Here is a 20,255-nt window from a genome sequence, read left to right as displayed (position 1 = left end):
TTGCTTTTAATAACTCCAAATGGTCACGGGCCCCATCAGACCACTTTCCATGGGCTTCCAGGCGCTTGCTTCAAAATCTTTATAATTGATATTGACAAAATTGATTTCGTGATAATTTCGCCAGGCAACTTTTTTACGGTCTAAATAGCTGATACGGTTTGCCATTAAATTGGCGACCTCTACGCGAATCTTATTTTCCCCATTGACAAGCATTGTTGTAATATCTAGCTGAAACGGAATTGACCATAACAAACCTGCCTCCTTTCCATTGATGTAGACCTTTGCACTTTCCGCAACACGTCCCAACTTCAGTAGATAGGATTTTGATTGATCCTTATTGATCGAAATTGTTGTTTCATAAGCCCCTGTTCCGGAAAAATTGACAGCATCTTGGTCTCCCCAATCTGTCCAGGAGGAGAGGTGGTCAAGCTTTTTAGCCTTTGGTAAAACAGGTCCACCAGCAATAAAACTCATTTTCCAATCGCGATCCAATTGCGCCACTTGGTTTAACTCGTCCTGATAACGAAAGGGTTCTCCGGCCTGTTGCGCTGAGGCAAGAACTATCCAGGAATAGCCAGATGGAATCTGCACCCGTATTTTGCCGTTAGCTGATGGCAACTGATATGTCTGCCCAGTTTGAGGATCCAACAGCGAATAATGTGAAGCCTGTGCATTTAGTGTAATATTACGATCAACGGTCTGTCCACTATGATTGACCAAATAATAATACCTGTCCTTACCAGCGGCTCTGCGTGAAAACTTCAACCCTGTTTGGTTAATCCGTTCTGGTGCGATCTCTTCTGTTTCGAGTGCCGAATTGACATCTGTCGTAAGATAGATTTTGCCTCTTCCAAAAGCTGTATACTGATTCGCTTTATCCTTTTCGAAACCTAGCGATGCAATTAATTTATTGAACAGTGTACGGCGTTCCTCTAATTGGCTATATCCAGGAATCTCTTGCGGTAATTGCTGGAAGATGACAGTTGCGCCTTGGTTGGCCATTTCCAGGATTTTCTGCAGTGTCACTTCAGAAAAATAATGACAGGCAGGTATATAAATTGCTCGATAAGGGATCGCATCCTTTGAGGTTTGTAATTTCCCGTCGTTTACTGTAGTTCCCGCCAGAATTTTATCTGTTGCAAAATCAAAGCTATAGCCCCGTTTCTGCAGCTGAACACTTTGTTTATAAAATTGCGTCGGATGTAACCACTCGTCAACATCATGAACCTTTAATGCCTTATCCATTCCCTTGGTATTATTCCAAATATCATAAATGGGCCAATATACCAGCAGTTCGTTGTCAGCACGCGTAGATTGCAAGATAGATTGCACACGTGTAATATATTGATTCAAACCGGTAAGGTGGTCCCAGAACGAATTTTGTGGAACAAAATTAACGGAAGCATAGAACAACCATCCTGGAAAAGGTACATTTTTCGGCGAATAGGTTGTCCCATGATAGAATACATGATTCACTCCAGCAAGGAATAGTTGTTCGACTTCTGGTTTCGTTTGTGACAAAGAAGTTTTAAAATGTTCCGTCAGCCAGGTGAATGTTTCCGAAGAAGTATATTTTTTACCGTATACATTTGTCGCCGACGTCGCAAATTTCGCCATCATGGGGTCTGGATCCACATTACGGATATCAGCAGTATCCCGTCTTAATCCGGGAATATCAAAACTGCTGGATCCAAAGGTTTCACACTCCGCAATATCTGTATCCGCATACAAATCAATCAGATTTCCTGGAGACCCATGCGCTTGATTTTTTGAGATCGCGCTATAACGATGGGCGAAATTCGTAAACGGGATCAAAAAATTCTGGGCAAGCAATGCATTTACAACTTCACGATAGTCGGATTTAAGGCCTGCTGTTTTAGCTTCATCCTTGCCCTTACCTGCAAAATCCAGGAGATGATCCTGTAACCTATATCCCTTTATCCGTTCGAATGATTGCAAAAACTCATCCGTCCAATTCGCACCGTATACTTCGTAGCTATCGTTAAAAAAAGCACGTACATGCAATGGTTTGTCCTGAAAAGCTTCGGCAAATCTATTGAAATAAGATGCCACAGAATGCTTCCCCAGGTGATCCAACGTATATCCTTCTCCGCCCGGAGCGGCACGTTTGACTTTCTGCCCTGTTCTACCAGAAAAGACAGCTATTAAACGAATATCGGTAGGGGCTTCCCATGTTCCAGCAGTCTTTGAAATATGATCATCCAGATTAATCTCGCTATTGTCGGCTCTAAATGCCCGTAATGCCTGCAAAAAGAAATAACGTTGTTTAGGATCCTTAGGCTTTAAGGGAAAGGTGACTTTTTCACCTTTTTTTAATTCAAATTCATCTAAGATCAATTTGGTAGCGGCATCCTTTTCTTTGATTTGAGGTCCCCCAAATGGCCAACCAGTTCCCAAATTAATATCCACTCCCATGCCCAAGGCATTGGCCTTATCCGTTGTTACCCCCAACATATTCATCCATTGTGGTGAAAGAAAGTTCAGGTAGCTGGATTCAAATCCCTTAACGCCATAAATAGGTGTTACCTCAACTCCACCAAAACCACTTTTTTCAAATAAGGTTAATTCGCGTTCGAGATTAGGTCGGTCCACAGCCGAACCGAGCCACCACCAACGCGTCCAAGGCCTCATTTCTTTGGTAACTGCTGGCCATAAATCCTGCGCCATCGTTCGACCGACAGCCAACAGATTACAAGCAAGCACTAATGATATATAAATTTTCTTCATGTTACAATTGGCCTAATCTAGGTGAAATACTTTTTTCAAACTGACCGATACTGGAGAATGATCGGCATGTACTTCCATGATATCATACATATAATCCCACCATTGCTGAACAATAGCTTCCTTACCCAACTCTTGTGACGAATGTCCTGCTAAATATTGAACAGCAAATAGAGTGTCTGTCTCCTCATCCAAAAAAATGGAATAATCAGACACCCCATTTTCGCGTAATAAGGTTATTAATTCTGGCCAGATCGCGTCATGTCTCCGCTTATATTCCGCAGACATTCCCGGTTTCAATTTCATTTTAAATGCTATTTTCTCCATTTCTTTTAAGTCTTCAACTATTTTATGATCGACAAATTTTCTTAATTGGCCAATACCTGATGTATGTCAGCTTCGATAATGCTCAAGGTGCCTTTGGCATTCGCGTCATTACGGGCCACACCATCATCAAGTTTCTTGCCCCCCATTTCAACCTGATTATTTTCCCTCGTGGTAAAAGGTGCATTTTTAAGTTTTATTGTTATTTTTTCACCCCTTGTACGCGGAAATGACAAGGTACAATAGCCTAATGTCACATCTGTATTGCCGTCGAAAACAAGTTTTTCGTCCACAAAAATCTGCAATGGATAAGATCTTGATCTAAAATTATTCAGTTTCAGGTCAACTTCATCAATATCGGATTTTTCCTGCAAAGTATATGTAATCCAGGCGGTACCTAGTTGTCCGTCATTGACCCAATCCGACAGTTCATTGTCGTCATAAGATTGTGATGCTTTCTCTTGATTGGCACCAGCAGCAACTGCACGGATTTTGAGACTTTTTTTCAGTTGCACCAATGTGGGGTTTGCTGGACTTGGTCCACGCGCTAAAAATGACGGCAAATTTTCGTTAGATTCCTTGACGAAATAATCCGCCATGGTTTTGAGCGGTTGCACCGTCCAAACGGTTGAATCTGACAGTAAACCACTTGATGTCGCCTTCAACATCACACGCCCCGATTTATCGTACTTTGTGCGAAGTAATACACGATTTACACCAGCCTCCACAGGAAGTGAGGTAGCTAAAATATAGTTATCAGGCCCCTGGGCGATACCCCCGCGCCAATCCATCGGTCCATCCAACTTAAAGTCAATCGTATTAGAAGCCAATGGGCAACGTAATCCGTTTTTGTCAAGCACTTCGACTTCTGCCAATACCATATCGTTACCATCAGCAAATAAGCCATTTTTACCATGTTGCGCCGTCAAACGGATTTTGTAAGGCTCACCTGTTGTTTTTAGTTCTTTCTTATTTAACAACTTTCCATCTTTTGTGAATGATTTTGCCGTCAATACGCCGGCCTCAAAATCAACGGCTGGAAATCGGTATAGGAAGTCGTATAGCTTTTCCGCTTCTTTCTGTACTTTTCCGTTCACAGCTAATTCGACCCGATCAGCGGCCGAAACGACCAATACATCTTTTTTCGTTCCGGGAGCATAGTTCCAGTGTCCTACCAGGTACAAGCCTTTTGGATCAGGAGCGATCCAGCCATCCCACATCACCTGGTGGGCAAAGTAAGCATCTTTGGGAATACGCATGGCGTCTACTTCACCACTTCTTCTATAATTCTCTTTTCCCCTAAAATGGGTATTGGAATCCGAGAAAATAATATTGACACCGCCCGAATTTACGCGATCACCAGTGCCCGGACGCATCTTCCAATATTCCCACCAACGGTGTACCGCTTCAACAACATAAGTATCTTGATTCCTGTTATAATCACTGGCATCTACACCTTTATAAAGCGGGCCTTCACCATCCTTATGAAAAGGATAACTCAATTCGTCCCAATATTTACGTAAGGCCTCATCTCGCATATATTCGGTTGCGATCATGGGATGACGCGCACTTTTATTGATATACAACATTTCACCACCATACTCAGCTAGCTTACTATCCAGCATTTCACGTGAGCCAATTGCCCGTCCGCCAGCTGGATCGTATTGATCACGAATAGTCTTCATCTCTGCCATATGTTCCTCCGAAATCGATTCGTTTCCACATTCATAAAACAAGACACTTGGGTTATTCCGATAATAAATAATTGCATCACGCATAAGCTCCGTTCGATGTTCCCAACGTCTACCTTGGACATCTTTTTCGGCATCTCCTGCGGGTAGCATTTGCATCAGTCCCACGCGGTCGCAGGATTCAACATCCTGTTTCCAAGGTGTTACGTGCATCCAACGAACCAAATTGGCATTGCTCTTGACCATGAGTCCATTGCTAAAATCACTTAACCAAGGTGCTACAGACAAACCAACAGCAGGCCATTCATTACTTGTACGCTGTGCATAGCCCTTCATCATCAAAACCTGATCATTCAGATAGACCATGCCATCTTTAAAAGCCGTTTTTCGAAATCCTGTTTTCGTCTCTACAGCGTCTATAGTTTTGTTGTCCTGTACAATTTTTGTCGTAACCGTATAGAGGTAGCCATAACCCCAGCTCCAAAAATTAACCTGATTCATGGTTGAGTTCATGGTCAATTGTTGTGTTCGATTGGCAGGAAGATTGAACTTTTTTGAAAATGTTTTCACTAATTTTCCTTCGGCATTATGTACTTCGGCAACAAAGTTGACCAGACGCGATTGCAGGGTTTCATTCTTTACCTCCGAAGAAACAAAAAGATCCATTGTCTTTTCAGGGATATTTATGTTTTTCGCATACACATAAACACCTGTAGTCTTCAAATTGGAATACAATGGTAAAGTCTGATAAATTTTGGAAGTAAAGTGGATCCACACATTTTTTGGAATTCCACCATAGTTTGCATTAAAGTTTTTATCGTTCCATTGATACGTGCTATTTGTTGCCTTTTCACGATAGCTCCAACTATTGTCTATACGTATGGCCAAGATATTTTCGTGATCGCGATCAATCAGGTCCGAAATATCAAGTCCTGCTGCCATAACGCCATTTTCATGACGACCAATAAATTTTCCATTGAGATAAAATTCTCCGCCAAAGCGAATCCCTTCAAATTCCAAAAAGACCTTATCGGAAGTAATTCCCTTGGGAATACTAAACTTTTTTCGATACCAAACAATAGTTGTCGAAAGGTCATGTATTGCTTTTGTGAAAGCTTCATCTTCATTCCATGCTTGAGGCAAGGCAACCTGCTTCCATGCCCGATCATCGAAGCCTGTAGCAGAAGCATCACTAACATCGCCAATATGGTAACGCCAGTCAGCGTTGAAACTAAAAGTCCTCCTCCCCGCTTGAGCATATGTACCGAATGAAAGCAGCAGGCAACAAAAAATAAACAGGAACCTTTTCATCTTATCTTGACAACATTTTATAAACCTCTGTCCCCCCCAATAAAAAACAACCCAAACCGTAATCTTCAAAATCCGGTTGACTTGAAAAACTGACGGGCTGACCATCCTTAGGTTCTTTCCCTGTTCCTTGTAAATAGCCCAAAAACCCAGAAGGGTGTACCGCTTCTGCTAGCATTGCTTTCCATGCCTTTTCTACAACAGGGCGATATATTTTAGCATCCAGGAAACCATTATTGATACCCCAGGCCATACCATAAACAAATAGTGCTGTCCCTGAGGTTTCCCGTCCGCCAAAATTATTGGGATCATGCAGGCTAACATTCCAAAATCCATCTGGTCTTTGGATAGGAACAAGTGCTTCCATCAATGCCTTATAATCCGCTACATATTCTGCTCGATGTACTTCGTTTTCCGGAATTAAAGATAGTACCCTGACCAAAGCTGCCACAACCCATCCATTGCCACGTGACCAATAGCAATCCTCACCATTCGGCTCCTTGTAGGGAGGAACAAAATCTTTATCGCGCCACCAAAGTTTATCGGCCTTGTTATACAGGCCTCCACCTTCCTGTGTTTTTGAATGATGATACATTTTATACATGTAATCAAAGTAAGTTTGATCCTTCGTCATTACACCCAGTTTGGCATAAATTGGCATGGCCATTTGTATGGCATCAATCCAAGTCCAATCGTCTACTTTTCCAGATTTGATAATATAATCTATATTGGCTTTAATCTTTTGGATACGCTCAGGCTTTGCTTCAATCTCATAGAGATCCAGGTAGGTTTGCCCACAAGCCTGGTCATCGGCATTTCGAGTTTCTAAACCGTTGCGCATCCCCCAATCATGTTTATTTCCCCAATCCACTGCATAATTGTAGTATTCATTGTTTCTATCAATCTGATAAAGTGCCATGAGCCCTTCGTAATAAACGGCCCGGGTCCAGATATTACTCGGCCGCCAACGGTTGGTGTAGATCGGTTTCCCTGTATCTGTCCATTTGTTCATGAAATAACGATTGGTCAACTGCAACGATTGAAGTACATCTACAGCAGATAATTCCAGCTTCTGTTCGACAACTTTCTTCGTCGATGAACATGCTGAAAGGAAAAATGCAATCAATAAAGTGGTCGTATAAGTATTAAATATTTTCATGTTTTTCTTTATATAATTATTCATAACGGGAATTCCTTTTTTTTCTGAAAGTGTCTGATCTTATTGGCCAGAGAGAACCTTCTTTTGCTTTCATTGCTGTTGGTGTCTGCGAAATCATGAAGGTTTTTGAGCGAGCTGCTCGTAGGGTATCACACCAACCCTTTTCGCCCAGTTTTCATAGATCTGAACCATTTCTCGGTATATTTTCGGAAAAGAGGCTGATAAGTCTACTGTTTCACTTCTATCTTTTTCTATATCATATAAATACCACCTATTTTCAGGATAGGAAGAGACCAATTTCCATTTTCCTTTGCGCACAGCTTTGTTACCCTCGTGCTCAAAACAAATTTCCCTATCCATATCCTTCTGTTGCTCATTCCATAGCGGAAGCAAGGAGGCCCCTTCCATCGGTTTAATCGTATTACCGGCATAATTTTTAGGATAGTTTGCTCCCGACCATTGTGCTAAGGTTGGCATGATATCGATCAAATGGGCTGGCTTATCAAACTGTTTTCCTTGCGGCAGAAACTTGGGCCCATAAGCGATAAAACTGGTTGCATTGCCACCCTCAAACTCCCAATGCTTGAACTTTTTGAAAGGCGTATTGCTCACTGCAGCGCCTTCAATTCCATAAGCTGTAAAAGAACGTGGATGACTAGCAGGAAATTCATTCGCAGCTCTAATTTCTGCTGTAAATCCCGCATTGGTTATTGTCTCATTGCTCGCCCCGTTATCAGAGAGAAAAATAAAAACAGTGTTGTCCAATTGCCCTTTTGATTGGAGATAATCAACCAGTCGGCCAACATTCTGATCCAATTCGTCTACCATCGCCGCGTAGACAGCCATCTTTTCATCCCATTTTACTTTTTCTTCCCAGCTGCAATCATTCCAATTTCGCAAGGTGGTATCCGTTGGAGACAATTTGGTCGTTGGTGGCACTATCCCTAACTGCTGCTGTTTTTGAAAACGCTTTTCACGGATAGCCTCCCAGCCTTCCATATATTTACCCCGATACTTTGCAATATCCTGCGGTTTGGCATGTATAGGCCAGTGGGGCGCCTGAAAAGCGAGGTATAGAAAAAAAGGATCCTCTTTTTTCGTTTCCAAATGCTCGCCAATGAAAGCCATCGCATAATCCGTATAGGCATCCGAGCTATAGTAATCTTTTGACGGAACGATCGTCTCATTGTCCAAAGCTATCGTCAATGTTTGTTTGGGACGATAAGGCCGGTTTTCAAAGTAGCTGTTTGCTCCATCAATTAGCCCATAGTAGCGCTGAAATCCACGCTGCCGAGGCCAATTTTCTTTTTCCTGTCCAACATGCCATTTCCCAGCCATATAAGTTCCATAACCTGCACTTTTCAATAGTTCGGCCAATGTGACCGAGTTTCTATTTAAATAGCCCTGATAGGCAGGAAAAGGACGCTTGTTCATCATATCGCCCACACCTGCCTGATGCGGATACAATCCGGTCAATAGAGAAGCACGTGATGGACAACAACGCGAAGCATTATAAAAGTTAGTCATCTTAATACCATCCTTTGCCATTTTATCCAAATGTGGGGTCTGAATTTCGGAACCAAAACAACCTAAATCAGCATAGCCCATGTCATCGGCCAGAATCAACACAATATTGGGCCGTTGCTGTGCACGGACTGTAAATACTGTGAGCAGAAAGAAGATCGTCAGCGGAAAGGTAGATTTTATCATACTACATAAATTTCTTTAGTCCGATTTTGGTTTGTGCTTTCAATTGTTCAGCAACGAGTTTAGCATTTAGCAAAGCACCTGCTTTAATTGTGTGGGTCGCATCTTTAGGATCAAAAAATTCTGTTTCTACTTTCTTTTTCCCCAATGTTTCATACTGGGCTATCACTTGATCCTGCAAGGGGATAAAAAACGCATTAGCCTGTTGTGCAGCTTCTTTTGCCCATGTTGCATAATCCGATTTACGCACTTGGTTTCCTTCCCAGGCATTGCGCGGAATAGGTGAACAAATAATTGCTGTGGCTCCTTTGTCTTGAATATTTTTCACAAATCGACGTAAGTAAAAACCATAACTATAGACAACTTCATGTTGCTTCAGCAATGGATTATACACTTCTTGGTAATCGTCGCCATTTCCTTTTATCGTTCCACGAGCACGTAACGTATCCACAATAGGACTTGAATCATTATGTCCAAATTGCATAAGGACAAAATCGCCCGGCTGTATGCTATCCAGTATCCTCTGCCAAAGCTTTGGATTGTTATAAAATGTCCGGGTACTTGTTCCCCCCAAAGCACGATTCTTGACATTGATCTTATCTAATTTAAAATACTGACCGATCAAACTTCCCCAGCCCCACTGTCCATTGGCCCCATTTCCCTGTCCGTTTTTTACGGTGGAATCACCAATAATAAATAAGGTCGGTTTATGCTGTTTTTCCAAAAAAGACATACTGATCACAGCGAAAAGGACCACAGCCCAAGGCAACAATTTCAATTTCATCTTCGTTTTTATTTAATGTATTGTACTAATTGGCTTTTAATTCTCCGAAATCCTTCGATAACAGACAATGCATTTTCTCGCGCCCCAGCTTTATTCGTATGGGTATGGTCACCTGGAAAATAATTGGATTTTACCCGTTCAGCACCAAGCTGATCATATTTATCTGCGGTAATACTGTTCAGATCCAAAAAGGGAACGCCCTGTTCTTCTGCAATCTGCCTAGCCCACAAGCCAAAGTCGTTGTCGGCTCGTTTCACCTTACCTTGATTATCCCATTGGTTGCGCGGAATCATGGATAACAAAATTGGTGTTACCCCCTTTTTCTTTGCTTCAATCACAAAACGACGCAGGTTTTCACCGTAAGTGTGCACGGTCTCCTTCTTTCCATTTCCCCAATCCAGCACAACGGAGTCCTGGCCGATGCCCCGTAGCACACCCCGATAGCCTTGTTTGCTGGTATCGGGCTTACTGCCCTCGTTATGGCCAAACTGAATCAATAAAAAATCTCCCGGCTTGAACAAAGAATCAACTTTTGCCCATCTTCCTTCTTTGACAAATGTTCGTGTACTACGCCCCGCCATTGCATGATTGTCTACACGGATTCGTGTCGTATCCAATAATTCAGGAATCAGGGTACCCCAGCCCCAATATTCCTTATTGCTGTTCTTAACGGTCGAATCACCGATAAGATAAATCGTAGGTCTATCTTGCTGTTTTGCAAAGGATATCAAAAGAACGGCTGTCAGTGCCATCCCTATCCATTTTATTGTATGCTTCATTTGCTAACTTATCTATTTCTTTTAGTCAAAAAATCCAAATCGCGCTTCCAAATTTCTATTTTTTATGGGCATACTTAACCAGCTGAATGTTCGGCTTGACCGGACGATCCATACCTGCACCGAGATAATACCCCGTATGTGGCGGTTGATTGTAAGCCACATTCTGCCATGCTATGCTCAAGCGATACTGTGGATCATGCATCAACGTATATACCCTTTGCGTTGTAGGGATCGTTGTTGTATAGATACGTAGGCTTTGGTTGTCATCTGCACGTAGGATCAATTCTTCACGCCAATCGCCAAAGATATCCGCGCTCAGGTTAGGTGTACTTTTAGTTCCATTGATCGATGATGCTCCAATCCCCGTAAAGATTCGTTCTATTTTTCCATTTTTATATTTTTCAATATAGTTACTGTTTAAAAGTTCCCGGCTCAAATCAGCATCCCACCAAATCAGAAAATTGGTCGATCTCGGAGCCGGCCCTACACGATTACCTTTGGTATCGTACATATCTCTAGATCCCAGCCACCACAGATACGCCCCTTTATGATCGGGATCTATATTTGCAGCAACACCGCGGGGAATATCTTGGTTTATTGCACTTTTAAACAATATTGCACCAGTTTTGGCATCCAATAAAGCCACGCCGGTCCCTTTCCGCCCTCCTTTCAGTTCATGGATTCCAAAGATCTCCAGGCCGGGTCTTTCAGGATCTAAGTCACCGACATGCAGCGCATCACCATGTCCCAGTCCTGTACTGTATAGACCTTTGCCATTATCATCAATAACCATCGAACCAAATACAATTTCATCTTTGCCATCCTGGTCAACATCCGCGACCGTAAGATTATGATATCCCTGTCCGGAATAAGGATCTTTACGAACTTTGCTATCAAATACCCAGCGGTTCACTAATTTTTTATCTTTAAAGTCCCACGCTGCCAGAGCTGTCCGTTCATAATATCCCCGCGTCATCACAACACTTGGATGTACACCATCCAAATAGACTACACAAGCTAAAAATCGATCGCTGCGATTAGCATTTGTATCTCCCCATGAATTTAGCTCTCCACGTTCTGGTAGATAATCTACAGAGCTTAGGGCTTTGCCCGTCAATCCATCAAATACGGTTAAATATTCAGGTCCTTTCAATATGCGACCAACAGTCCGCGAATTTAATACGGTATCACGCCAATCGGCCTGGGCATCACCAATGACATTTCCCAGTCCATCTTTCGTACCGTCGGCCGTTTTGCAGACCAGCTCCGCACGGCCGTCACTATCGAGGTCGTATACCATAAATTGGGTATAATGTGCTCCTTCCCGGATATTTTTACCCAAATTGATTTCCCAGAGAAAAGTACCATCTAGTTTATATGCCTGAAAAATAGGTTCCGAAGTAATCCCATTGTGTGCGTTGTCATGTCCAACACCCGTCTGATGAACAATCAGTTCGTAAGTCCCGTCGCCATCCAAATCACCTACAGAAATATCACCAGGAGTGTACCCTTTGGGAGTACATAAAGGAATATTTAAATATTGCTGTACTTTTTGATCTTTCGATAAGGTCAATTTAGCAACTTCTTTTTCTTTACCTCCGGTTACTATATCCAAAATGTAAGTAACATCTTGATTCAAATCGACATGATCGTCCAAAAAATTAGTCCCTTTGGTCAAAGGTGAAGTATTTAGTTTTTTCTGCTTGCCATTCCCTTCCTTTCTATAAATTGCAAAGGCCGTATCAAAATCGTCAGTGCCAAGCAAACGCCAGCTTAAAAAAACAGCGTTGTCCGTCGTTTTTACACCCACCATCCCCCGATCCAAAAACTCCATTTTACGTTGGCCTGAAACGGCTAGGGAACCGATCAGTGCCCCAGTCAAAAGAATAAGTTTTGTCTTCATAATTCAAGGTCTAAGCCACAGCAATATGCTGGTACATATTATTATTGCTTTTTATTATTAACAGTTACATTATTTAGGACAAAGTTTTTAATATATTCCCTGTGAATCGCTGGATCTTTGGCTGCACGGACGTGCATATTTTGAAATGTAAAATCCGACAGCACATATTGTTCCGAATTGAGGACATCGAATACGATGTCGCAATCCAGATCTATATTGCGTAGGACAATATTTCTTGCATAGGACATTTTAATATCTTTCTCGCCCTTCAAATCAAAAAATTGGGTCCAAGGTTTAATAAACAACATGCTATTAACATTTCCCTTTACATTTTCGATCAAAATGTTTTCATATTCTTGTGGCGTATCTGGCCGCATCTTTAACTGCAACAGCTTGCGTGCTTTATCTAAGGTATTGTTCCTAAAAATCACATTATAGCTATGAATAGATTCACTACCACAAGTCAGTGCACTATGACAAAATCCAAAGAAACAGTTCTCAATAATAATATTTGAATTAGGTCCATTATTAGGATCTTTGTCGGACTTAGGCCCTTTACCACCTTTTAATGCAATCGCATCATCGTTAACGGATAAGTAACAATCCTTAATCAACACATTACGGCAGACATCCAAATCGATCGCATCTGAACTAGGCGCTTTCACAGGTTCCTTGGGCGCCGAAATGTGCAAACCGATCAATTTGAGATTTTCACATTTATAATAATGTGAGGTCCAAAACGGTGAATTGATCAAACGAATGCCCGAAATTTGTACGTCCTTGCTATTGGAAACATAAAGTAAGCGTGGGCGCATCTCGTCCATATTTGTGCATTGTGGATTAAACTGTCTTCGAAGCCAAAAAGATCGCCAGTAGCGCAACCCGTTTCCATCGAGTGTGCCTTTACCCGAAATTGTAAATCCATCCACCTGATCCGCATTGACAAGCGCCAAAAAATATTTCACTGTCTGACCTTCCATTCGAGTCTCCGCTAGCGCAAAATCTGCGATATCATCGCTTCCTTTTAACACAGCCCCTTCTTCCAAGTGCAAGTGTGTCTTTGGTTTAAAAAATAATGAACCACTCAGATAGATCCCTTTAGGTACGACGACGACACCGCCTCCACTTTCATATGCTTTATCAATTGCTTGTTGGATTTTGGCAGTTTGTACGATGGTGCTATCTGCGACCACACCAAAATCCGTGATGAGAAATTTCTTTCCGAGCGTTCCGATCTCAGTCGATTTTACAGTCTCGAACCATTTTGAGATTGCTGTTCCGTCCGGAAACTTTCCTTGCGCATGTGCATTGGACAAAATCGCAATTGATGTGAGTAGATATAAAAATCGAAAGAATTTTTTCATCATATTTAGTTTTTTTAAGTCTTGTTTCCCCGCTTGTCTACAGCTTAATTAAAAAGTGTAGACAATGCCTTCGAATTGATTAGCGTATTTAAGGATGCTTAAATAAGTAGCTAGTTTTAAAAGTATCAACATTTTTAACAAGAGCCGTCCTGTAGTATCCTGAACAAACCAGACAATACAGTCAGAAAGTGCTCGTTTTCATGTATAATAAGGTTAAAAACAAGGATTCAACGTCATTCGTAATATATTTGTTATAGAATTCTCAACTCCAACCCCACACCAACTTATGACCAACTCCTAACTGTAACCACGTTGAGTGCACAGTGAGTCCACGTTGAGTCCACCTTTTAGAGGTTGATTCACCATGCTCTCACCTTTTTAACAATCCGCTTGCAGTCAGGAGTTGATATGGATTTGGTGATACCTTATCCTTAAGAAAATATATCCAAACCACCTTGTACTGTCCTGCTTGGTAAAATTAGGTTCCCCCTTGATTGTTCCTTATTTTTAGTCTTTATTGTTTTTAACCAATTGCTTAGAACCTCCTGATGAAAAATAAACTGGATATTCCATATAGCCTTAAAAAACACAAACCGAGCTTGCGTGCTCACGAAATAATTATTAACATGAAATATAAATCAATCTTCACCCTTATTTTACTATCGATCGCTTTTACTCGATTGAGCGTCGCGCAGATCAGCAAAATCAACCAAGACGATATTAAAATCAAAGCTCCTTTTGAAATCCCAGTATTTAAGGTCCCAAATTTCGAGCATTGTAAAAACTACGATATCCGCGATTTTGGTGCACGTCAGGGTGACAAGGAAAGTACTACCGCAGCAATTGCGAAGGCCATTGCGCTAGCGACAACATCGGGTGGCAATATCATTATTCCTCCAGGTGAATGGTCAACAAAGGCAATACACCTAAAGAGCAATGTAAACTTACATGTCAGTGCAGGAGCAACACTATTTTTTTCGGGCGACCCGAAAGACTATTTACCTGCTGTTCACAGTAGTTGGGAAGGGCTGGAGTGCTATAATTATTCGCCATTGATCTATGCATACGAAGCGACAAATGTTGCCATTACCGGTAAGGGAACCATAAAAGCAGATCTGACTGTTTGGGAGAAATGGTTTCCGAGACCAAAGCCGCACATGGAAAGCATCAAAAATCTCTATAATTGGGCACAAGAAGGGATGCCTGTGGAACAGCGCCTCATGGTCAACGACACATCCAACCTTAGACCTCAGTTTATTCAATTTAACCGTTGCCAACATGTGAGGGTCGAAGATATCAAGATCCGAAACAGTCCTTTTTGGACCTTGCATCTCTACCTAACGAAAGATGCGCTTATCCGTGGCATCGACATCTACGCTCATGGGCATAACAATGATGGAATTGACCCAGAAATGAGTCAGAATGTATTGATTGAAAATTGTGTATTTGACCAAGGGGATGATGCTATTGCCTTGAAGTCCGGTAGAAATCCCGAAGGCTGGCGGTTGAAAACACCAACAAAGAATATTGTGATCCGCAATTGCGAGATCCGTGACGGTCATCAGCTCCTTGCCGTTGGGAGTGAACTCTCGGGAGGGATTGAAAATATTTACGTAAACAATTGCACGGTACTGCCGAATGAGAAGCTCATGCATCTACTTTTCATCAAAACCAATGAACGTATGGGCGGTTACGTTAAAAACATTTATTTTTCAAATATCAAAGCCCAAAACGTAAAGGAAGGTATACTTGGAATAGATACGGATGTGCTCTATCAATGGCGCAACCTGGTACCAACCAAAGTAAAAAAACTGACTCCAATAACGAATGTCTATCTTTCCCACATTAAAGCTGAAGTAGGGCAGTTTGTCTCGAAGATCAATGGCAATCCCGAACTTCCAATTCAGACCGTACAATTGAAGGATGTACATCTTAAAAAAACAACATCAACCGCTATTCAAAATAAATACGTCAATGATTTTTCCTACACGAATAACGATAAAAGTGAATAAAGCACAACCTTTTTGGGTTCAAGAAACCTAAATAAGCATTATTGAAAAGAATACATACTATTAGGGTTATACCATAAAAAAGGGCTTTTCTATTAACATAGAAAAGCCCTTTTTTATGCATTATTCTTTTAATCTGTCAACACATTAACCTTAGGCATCACAAATTGTGTATTTTCTTTTTCGCCTTTTGGGGTTCCAAAGTAAAAATAGAGTGTCCGGTTAATCCTTTTATCCATTTGATTAAGCTCACCCGCGGGTCCATTCACGGCAGCATTTCCATTAATTCCCAATGCCAGTTTTGTTCCAATAGGGGGAATAGCATCTAAAAAGGAAATATCTCCAGACGGCAATTGCGGATAGCCTTTGGGACCGGAAATTCCGTAAAACTCGAACAATCGCACAAATAAATCTTCCTGATCTGTTGCGACCAAAAACTTGCCTTGCACTGTATTGAATTGTACCCAGCTAACATCGGAGAAGTAGCCTTTAAATTCAGGAAATGCCCATGGACCAATACCGGCTTTTCCATCATTGTACATTTTTTCCCATGTATTTAGGGTGACACCTTGCATCCTATTCTTCCATACGCGATACGGCCCATTACCGAGCCATTTGGCCCCAATAATATAGTTTTCAGGAAAGTTGAAGCTTACTCCGGCATAAGGCACCGTTTTTTTCATATTGTAAGCATAATCAAGTTTCAACCAGCCGTCTGGCCGCATCGTCCAACGGATAAAGCTTAGATTGCCATCAAACATAAACTCAACAACTTCATTTTTTCCATCCTGCCAACGTTTAGCACTTTTCAGCTCCGACTGTCCATCAATAAGCACCGGGCCATTATTAAAAGCTAATTTCATGCTATAATCATTGGCCAGATCAACCAATAATCCTGTTTTTTTGGAGATAAAAGCTGTTATTCCGTTTGCCTTGAGGATATAATTCACACTGTCCTCTTTCGCTTCAACATCGGTCGAAGATTTTAAAGGTAGAATTTCAGCTGTAAGAACCTGATTGGATTTTACACGCCATGTCCAAGTATAAATTTCCTCCCCATGTGGGTCAGTTGCCGTCAATATTAGCGCATCATACTGTTTCCAGTCTGCAGGCAAATTCAATTGCACGTTTCCTTTTTGAGTCGGAGCCAATACAGGACTACTTATCTTTAGATTCAACACTGAGTCCACCCCCGCTTCTTCGGCATAGGGCTGTTTATAAGTAATCAATTTACCCTCAAACCTGCAATCTTTTAGGTCGGTAAAGTGATAACGATTTTCCACCGGAATAGTTCCATTGAAGTCGGAAGGTAATTTCTTCATCGTAATATGTACAGGTGAATAGATTTCCCGAATAGCATAGAAACTTCCCTCTTTTTCGCGATGTGGCCCAAGGATTCCATCGGGGGCATTTACGCGGTTGACATCAATCACATTGTTGAAATCTGTACGTACGATACCTTCATCTGCAAAATCCCAAATAAATCCGCCTGCACCTAATTTGGCATTCCAGTGCAACTCCCATATATCTGCTAATCCTGCTGCGGCGCCGCCATCGTCCTGTGCATGGAGAAATTCAGTCGGCATGTAAATGTTTGGCCCTTCCAGAATTTTTTTTGTTGAATAAAAGTCTTCATAATGGTTGCAATCGATTCCATTGATGGCGTTCCCAGGTCTATGATGTGCATGGATTACCGTTCTTGCCGAAAGATCATATTTTTTATACTCATCAACAAGTTCTTTATTATGCCCGCCTTCATTGCCATTGCTCCAAAGTATAATGGACGGATGATTGGCATCTCGAATAACCATTTCTCGCACTAGCTTTTTACCCACAACGGTGCTATATGCCTTCTGCCATCCGGCCAATTCATCCAAAACATATAAGCCCAATGAATCGCAATAGGCCAAAAACGATCTATCTGGCGGATAATGTGAACAGCGTACCGCATTCATGTTCATTTCTTTGATCAGTTTAACATCATTCAGATCCAATTGTGCGTTCACAGATCGTCCAGTTTCGGGCCACCATACATGACGGTTGACACCTTTCATCTTCACTTTTACACCATTGACATAGATACCATCTCCTTCTCGAACTTCGATCGTCCTGAAACCAAAACGATCTTGAGATTGATATCCTTTATTCTTCCCATCCCATAGGGTGTACGTGACCTGATACAAGTTTGGCGTCTCCGCTGTCCACAATAACGGTTTTTCCACTTTCATTTCGATCAATTTTACCGAATCTTTCGCCATAATCGGGAACTTCTGAGTTGCGATCACGTTGCCCTTCAAATCTTTGATCTCCACCTGTAGATTAGTGGCTTTAGATAAGCTTTCTAAATGCACGTTGCTTCGAAAAGTTCCATCTGCTTTTGCGTCGATAGCTGTCCAGCTGATATGCTCTTGTGGTGTCGCCTCGAGGTATACGGGTCTATAAATACCGCCTAAAATCCAATAATCTGCAAGGCGCTCGGCATTGTTAACAGATTTATCAGAAGACATTTTTGATACAGTCGCTTCCAATATATTGGCCTTGTCAAAGCTGATCTTGTCGGTGACATCGTACTTAAACTGATAGAATGCACCTTGGTGGATATCTCCAGCTAGTTTACCGTTGATCTTAACTTCAGTATCTGTCATCGAACCTTCAAACACAAGGCTTATTTTTTTACCTTTCCAGTTTTTTGGAACAGTAAATTGATGCCGATACAAACCTTTCTCATCGTAAAAGATGAAATTCTTGCCATAGGTCACATAGTCCCGACCATAGTTATAAGCCCCAAATCCCTGTTGTTCCCAATGACTGGGAACTGCAATCTTATCCCATTTTCCAGCCTTACGTCCCCCAGTTACCCAGAAGTCCCAATTGACCGTATGAACGTTGTCCGTTCCTGAGAGATAGTGTATTTCCTTCATCGTTTGTGCTGAGGCAATATTTGCCATTATAACGTATATCAAAGTAAAGAAGGCAATTCGAATTTTAAGCATAGGTTTATTCATTGAATTAGCAAACCTCTAAAATAAAAAGTTCAGGACACTTAAGCATCCTGAACTTACCTGAATGGTTTTATTCACCAACATTTTATTTAGGCATACCATACTGTTCAGACAGAACAGCACAGGATGACAAATCACTTCAATATACTTAAACTTGCCTTACTAAATTGGCTATTCCCAAATTTAGGTGGTAAGTACGTAAATTATAATTTAGATGAAACCAAATGAGTTTTATCAAAGGAACGCCAACAAAATAGTATCATATTTTTTATCATAAATTTAGGATTAATTGGTTATTTTAAAGGTTTTCATTCTCCCCGTTTGAAAACCTTTTTTTATAACAATCACTTCTATTAAGATGGCAACAGTATTATAATTTGATCATTACAAAAGCGTGAATATTTCGAAAGAAAGATCTCAGAAATACACTACTCCGTTCTAAAAGGTAAAGTAGGCAAGCCTTCCTTATTAAAAAAATTAGCGCACGTTTTCCAAATAAAACACACTAAAATAAAGTTTCAGGGACTATACATAGGATTATCAGTTTGCTTTTAACAGATTTGATAAAACCGTTTGATTTATCGTAAAAGCTGTTCCATGACGTACTCCCTTCGGAAAGCTCACCAGATCGGAGACATCTTCCCAGTTGACGCCGTCTTTGCTTCGTACAGCTCCATATTTGTGGTCGCGGTATTTATCAAAATATACATATATATACTCCCCAACCTGCAGCGGAGCAGGCCCCTCCGCCCAATAATTTCCTGTAATCGGCTTAGAGACAGTCGTCGGAAATCCTTTCGCTAAACGCTTTGTTGTTGTGATCCGAATATTTTTCTCAGGTGGGTTAGAATTTTCATTTTTCAACACCATCATGTATTCCTTATTGCCTTTTTGTATAATGGCCGCATCGATGACACTAAATTCGGGATCAAAATATAACTTGGTTTTTGAAAAACGTTTAAAATCCTTTGTCGTGACGTTATACATCCGATGGTTTAAGCCTTTCTCACTGTCGCTGGTCTGTACCTCTTTATGTCGACCAGGGATCGTCGTGGCCCAAATGATATAATATTCCTTCGTCGCCTTGTCGTAAAAAAGCTCCGGAGCCCATGCATTTTTCGCATCAGGTTCATCTACCATGACTGGAATTTCTTTTTGTTCGGTCCAATGTACAAGATCTTTGGAAGAAGAATATCCGATAATTTTATCCCACCAACCCGTTGTCCATACAAGGTAAAAGGTTCCATCCGGCCCTTGGCAAATACTGGGATCACGCATCAGCCTATCTTTTCCTACCGTTGGTACTAAGAAAGCTTTTCCCTGATTCAAGGGTTCCCATTTCAGTCCATCCAAACTATAAGCAAGATGCAGTCCGTCAGCACCATTACCTATAAAATAAGAGAAAAGGTAGACAGAAGATTGTGCCTTAACGAGGCAAGTTAAAATAACGAGGAGCGTGACTAGAAATTGTTTTTTCATT

At 41.4% G+C, this 20,255-nt stretch carries 12 protein-coding genes; 1 reads left to right on the top strand and 11 read right to left on the bottom strand.

Annotation, left to right across the window (positions count from 1 at the left end; translation table 11 throughout):
- Positions 1-6 precede the first annotated feature (6 nt).
- From HS960_RS23115 to HS960_RS23075, 9 genes are all read right to left on the bottom strand, one after another.
- Positions 7-2,748, bottom strand: coding sequence for a glycosyl hydrolase (locus HS960_RS23115; RefSeq protein WP_182330705.1), 2,742 nt, complete (start codon positions 2,746-2,748; stop codon positions 7-9).
- A 12-nt stretch (positions 2,749-2,760) separates the two neighbouring features.
- The gene (rhaM, locus tag HS960_RS23110; RefSeq protein ID WP_153844232.1) at positions 2,761-3,072 is read right to left on the bottom strand and encodes an L-rhamnose mutarotase; all 312 of its coding nucleotides are present in this window, start codon (positions 3,070-3,072) and stop codon (positions 2,761-2,763) included.
- A gap of 41 nt (positions 3,073-3,113) precedes the next feature.
- Positions 3,114-6,071: a glycoside hydrolase family 2 protein gene (locus HS960_RS23105; protein WP_182330704.1), complete on the bottom strand. Its 2,958-nt coding sequence runs from the start codon at positions 6,069-6,071 to the stop codon at positions 3,114-3,116.
- A gap of 1 nt (position 6,072) precedes the next feature.
- Positions 6,073-7,227: a glycoside hydrolase family 88/105 protein gene (locus HS960_RS23100; RefSeq protein ID WP_182330703.1), complete on the bottom strand. Its 1,155-nt coding sequence runs from the start codon at positions 7,225-7,227 to the stop codon at positions 6,073-6,075.
- 114 nt (positions 7,228-7,341) lie between these two features.
- Positions 7,342-8,937, bottom strand: coding sequence for an arylsulfatase (locus tag HS960_RS23095; RefSeq protein ID WP_182330702.1), 1,596 nt, complete (start codon positions 8,935-8,937; stop codon positions 7,342-7,344).
- Position 8,938: 1 nt separating this feature from the next.
- Positions 8,939-9,718 carry a rhamnogalacturonan acetylesterase gene (locus HS960_RS23090; protein WP_153844236.1) on the bottom strand — a complete coding sequence of 260 codons (780 nt, stop codon included), beginning with the start codon at positions 9,716-9,718 and terminating at the stop codon, positions 8,939-8,941.
- Positions 9,719-9,726: 8 nt separating this feature from the next.
- Positions 9,727-10,497: a rhamnogalacturonan acetylesterase gene (locus HS960_RS23085; protein ID WP_088163075.1), complete on the bottom strand. Its 771-nt coding sequence runs from the start codon at positions 10,495-10,497 to the stop codon at positions 9,727-9,729.
- 55 nt (positions 10,498-10,552) lie between these two features.
- Positions 10,553-12,400 carry a rhamnogalacturonan lyase gene (locus tag HS960_RS23080; protein WP_182330701.1) on the bottom strand — a complete coding sequence of 616 codons (1,848 nt, stop codon included), beginning with the start codon at positions 12,398-12,400 and terminating at the stop codon, positions 10,553-10,555.
- Between the two features lie 41 nt (positions 12,401-12,441).
- Positions 12,442-13,767 carry a rhamnogalacturonidase gene (locus HS960_RS23075; protein WP_227550052.1) on the bottom strand — a complete coding sequence of 442 codons (1,326 nt, stop codon included), beginning with the start codon at positions 13,765-13,767 and terminating at the stop codon, positions 12,442-12,444.
- A gap of 623 nt (positions 13,768-14,390) precedes the next feature.
- On the opposite strand from HS960_RS23075, the gene HS960_RS23070 reads away from it, so the two are divergent.
- Positions 14,391-15,776 (top strand): glycoside hydrolase family 28 protein, encoded by a 1,386-nt coding sequence (locus tag HS960_RS23070; RefSeq protein WP_182330700.1) that lies wholly within the window; start codon positions 14,391-14,393, stop codon positions 15,774-15,776.
- Between the two features lie 128 nt (positions 15,777-15,904).
- On the opposite strand, the gene HS960_RS23065 is transcribed toward HS960_RS23070, so the two are convergent.
- The gene (locus HS960_RS23065; RefSeq protein ID WP_228280113.1) at positions 15,905-18,721 is read right to left on the bottom strand and encodes a glycoside hydrolase family 2 protein; all 2,817 of its coding nucleotides are present in this window, start codon (positions 18,719-18,721) and stop codon (positions 15,905-15,907) included.
- Positions 18,722-19,315: 594 nt separating this feature from the next.
- A complete protein-coding gene (locus tag HS960_RS23060) occupies positions 19,316-20,254 on the bottom strand; it encodes a glycoside hydrolase family 43 protein (RefSeq protein WP_182330698.1) in 939 nt (312 codons plus the stop codon).
- Position 20,255: the final 1 nt, after the last annotated feature.

The sequence above is a fragment of the Sphingobacterium paramultivorum genome, from assembly GCF_014109745.1.
GTDB lineage: Bacteria > Bacteroidota > Bacteroidia > Sphingobacteriales > Sphingobacteriaceae > Sphingobacterium > Sphingobacterium paramultivorum.
Note: the sequence above shows the minus strand (reverse complement) of the source record. Positions and strands in the feature narration are given on the sequence as shown.

Bases quoted from the DNA above. Each gene is read 5' to 3' on its own strand.
- HS960_RS23100 (WP_182330703.1), bottom strand. From the start codon at position 7,227: ATGAAAATATTTAATACTTATACGACCACTTTATTGATTGCATTTTTC.
- HS960_RS23115 (WP_182330705.1), bottom strand. From the start codon at position 2,748: ATGAAGAAAATTTATATATCATTAGTGCTTGCTTGTAATCTGTTGGCT.
- HS960_RS23065 (WP_228280113.1), bottom strand. From the start codon at position 18,721: ATGGCAAATATTGCCTCAGCACAAACGATGAAGGAAATACACTATCTC.
- HS960_RS23105 (WP_182330704.1), bottom strand. From the start codon at position 6,071: ATGAAAAGGTTCCTGTTTATTTTTTGTTGCCTGCTGCTTTCATTCGGT.
- HS960_RS23090 (WP_153844236.1), bottom strand. From the start codon at position 9,718: ATGAAATTGAAATTGTTGCCTTGGGCTGTGGTCCTTTTCGCTGTGATC.
- HS960_RS23075 (WP_227550052.1), bottom strand. From the start codon at position 13,767: ATGATGAAAAAATTCTTTCGATTTTTATATCTACTCACATCAATTGCG.
- HS960_RS23060 (WP_182330698.1), bottom strand. From the start codon at position 20,254: ATGAAAAAACAATTTCTAGTCACGCTCCTCGTTATTTTAACTTGCCTC.
- HS960_RS23095 (WP_182330702.1), bottom strand. From the start codon at position 8,937: ATGATAAAATCTACCTTTCCGCTGACGATCTTCTTTCTGCTCACAGTA.
- HS960_RS23080 (WP_182330701.1), bottom strand. From the start codon at position 12,400: ATGAAGACAAAACTTATTCTTTTGACTGGGGCACTGATCGGTTCCCTA.
- rhaM (WP_153844232.1), bottom strand. From the start codon at position 3,072: ATGGAGAAAATAGCATTTAAAATGAAATTGAAACCGGGAATGTCTGCG.
- HS960_RS23070 (WP_182330700.1), top strand. From the start codon at position 14,391: ATGAAATATAAATCAATCTTCACCCTTATTTTACTATCGATCGCTTTT.
- HS960_RS23085 (WP_088163075.1), bottom strand. From the start codon at position 10,497: ATGAAGCATACAATAAAATGGATAGGGATGGCACTGACAGCCGTTCTT.